Origin of the sequence: Okeania hirsuta (assembly GCF_003838195.1) — a bacterium.
GTDB classification, from domain to species: domain Bacteria; phylum Cyanobacteriota; class Cyanobacteriia; order Cyanobacteriales; family Microcoleaceae; genus Okeania; species Okeania hirsuta.
The window spans coordinates 1-2,738 of sequence record NZ_RCBY01000468.1; the positions used below are offsets into that span (position 1 = coordinate 1).

Consider the following 2,738-nt stretch of genomic DNA (forward strand, 5'->3'; position numbering starts at 1 on the left):
CCTTCTACCCAGAGTTTTTCTGCTAATAGATGTTCGTATTTGGACTGATAGTTTTCCGGGCCAAATTCAGCCCATGTGCTGAATTCTCCCAAAATGCCTTCGGCATCTTTGAGGATGCTTTCTTTCTCTGCTTCACTGGCAGTATGTGCAGCCATAAAATAAGAGAGCCCGAGGTAGTATTTATAAAAGGCAACATAGGGCGCTCCCATGATTGCTGGCAAACAAGGCAGCATATGAGGTGCCAGCCCCAGGCTTATTTCAGGGCGGTTCATGATGCAGGCGATCATCGTTTTAAGGAAAAAGACGTTAGCTACTCCCGAATAATTTCCTACCTCTGTGTAAAACGCCAATTTCTCTTCTTCGTTAAAGCTCCCCCCGTCAAGGTCAGCACTTCCTCATTTTCACCCATCAGATTTTCTGTCGCCTGAATAAATACTTCCAGGAAACTGGCCGTCATGTACTGACTCATTTGGCGATGGGTATCTATAGCAGAAAATATTTGTCCATGAACCTGACTGAGCGGAGATCCACTTAAGAGAGGATACTGAACACTGAGATTCAGGTTAAAGCCTGCATACTCCACATCGCCCATTCCTTAGATGCCTGGCTACATCTCCGGGTGAGGAGGATAGCTTCATTTAAATGGGCATACCAGTGTTTTACTCCAAACCCCAGACTAAAGAGTGCCCGACTGTTTTCTCGATGTTCCTGAGGATAGCGTTCACTTACCAATTTCTCCACCAATGTTTGTAAACGCTTTGCCGTAGCAAAGTCTCCCATTGTCCCCAAGATGATGATGGGCGTAACTCGATAATGCATACTGCCCACTGGCGACCATCCCATGCTGAAGCAAAAGGCGGATGGACTTAAAAATAACAATCGGGAACAGGTTGGATTGGAGAACAGTACTACACTGATGATTGCTTGCAGTACCTTGATGCTGGCAATCTTTTCTTTATTTTCCATCTCAGGAAGCTCAAAGATTTCTTCGATTTCAATCCCTGCAAATGCCTGCTGCGTTTGCACCATCTCTCCAACAATTTCCTCCTGACCGGAAGCTTCATTTATCTCAATGCCCAGTTTTTCCAGAAGATTCAGGCCTTCCTTCCCTGCCTGAACAAAATCATTTTTGCTGCATACAAATGCCTTACGCGAAGAGGGTACTGTCCACGGTATCCAGGAGATTGTGTGCATTATTCACAATCTGCCCATGATACTCATCCAACTTTTCCCCCAAAACCATAACAGCTGCACACTCCGCCAATGACTGGTACAGAGACAAACTGAAATTGTAATGAGACTCCCAATGTTCCTCGGGAAGGAGCTGTTTGCAAATAGTGAAATATTCATAGGCTTGAGAAAATGCAGTGGCTCTCAAGGCCTTTTTCCCGGCCTGGAAATTCAGACTTAAAAGCTGTTCTTTGCTTACCTCCGTTTCCTCCAGTTGAATACTATAATTATCTGATTTAACCAGGTCAAACAAGCGCTCTCTTTTAAGCTCTCTGAGAGTTCTTCCAACATATACTTTCCGAGGCTCAGGTGATGACGAGCTCTCTTTTCATCGGAACTACTTTCATACACTGCCTGGAGAATGCGGTCATGGACAAATGGAACTTGCGATTGCCTCCGTCCTGTTCCCCCTGTTGGACCAATATAGACTGTTTAGGCCTGATAAAACCGTCCAACAAGGCAGGCCTTAGTAACAAATCAATCTGCGAAGGATCCTGATTCAGGATCAGGGAAAGGGGCTTGACTTCAAAATCTGTCCCATCGCAAGAAGCCAATTGTAAGACTGCCAGGTTTCCTCGGGCAATTGCATCAATTGCTCACTCATCAACTCTATCACATTTTCCGTCGCATCACTGAGTCGGATGGCATCCAGGTCCATTCCCAGTAGGACTTTATTGCACTAAATTCAGCTGCTTGTTTTCATAGAGAGCTCCCAGAAATCTTTTGGTATAGAAAGCATTTCCATGGGTCTTTTTGTAAATGAGCCCAGCCAGCTCTTCAACTTCTTTTCGTGTCCGACCCAAAATATCCATACACAGGCTTTGGATATCAGATTCAGCGAGGTCCTTTAATTCTATTTTTACGTTCTCCAACAGATCATCTCTCCCCAAAAAATTGCTCGCCATTTCTTTATCCAGATCCGTCAGCATCTGGCTAAAGACATGATCGCGCTCCCACTTCATTGGAGCGATACGCAGCAATGAGCATAAGGCAATGATCGTCCGTATCTGCCATGAGGTTCTTGATGAGGTCCATAGATGCGGAATCTCCCCACTGGCAATCGTCCAGAAAAATGACCATGGATGCCGGGGGCTTGCCATGGCTTTGATGAATTGCCGCATAGCATAGGCAAACTGACTACCGGCTTCCTGGGAATTGCTTTGCAGGATTTCCCCTGATCCCCCAGTATCCGTGCAAATCGAGGCACCATATTGACCAGAACCCCAAGCACGGTCCCATCTCTTTCAGAATCTTATTCCTCCAACTTTCCAAAACCTCTTCACTTTCTGAGAGCAAAAGATCAGCCAATTGATTAAAAGCCTGTACCCAGGCAAAATGCGGAACATTCTTCTGGAGGAGCTCAAATTTACCCTGCAGGAAGAATCCTCGGCTCTGTGCCAGAGGTTTATACAATTCTCCAATCAAGGCTGATTTGCCTACGCCAGAGGGACCGGCTACCATGACCAGTCGCTGCCTTTCGGAACAGACTTTTTCGAAGCTTCCTTTCA

General features: G+C 45.8%; 4 protein-coding genes. All 4 read right to left on the reverse strand.

From position 1 onward, the window contains the following. Nucleotides 1–350: hypothetical protein (locus tag D5R40_RS31865; protein WP_134239660.1), on the reverse strand; the 350-nt coding region annotated here is incomplete at its 3' end. Between the two features lie 208 nt (nt 351–558). Beyond that, nucleotides 559–1,194 carry a hypothetical protein gene (locus D5R40_RS31875; protein ID WP_124155803.1) on the reverse strand — a complete coding sequence of 212 codons (636 nt, stop codon included), beginning with the start codon at nt 1,192–1,194 and terminating at the stop codon, nt 559–561. A gap of 707 nt (nt 1,195–1,901) precedes the next feature. Beyond that, on the reverse strand, nt 1,902–2,351 hold the full coding sequence (locus tag D5R40_RS31880) for a hypothetical protein (RefSeq protein WP_124155804.1): 450 nt from the start codon (nt 2,349–2,351) through the stop codon (nt 1,902–1,904). A 16-nt stretch (nt 2,352–2,367) separates the two neighbouring features. Further along, a partial coding sequence (locus D5R40_RS31885; RefSeq protein WP_153183532.1) for an AAA family ATPase occupies nt 2,368–2,738 on the reverse strand: 371 nt, incomplete at its 5' end.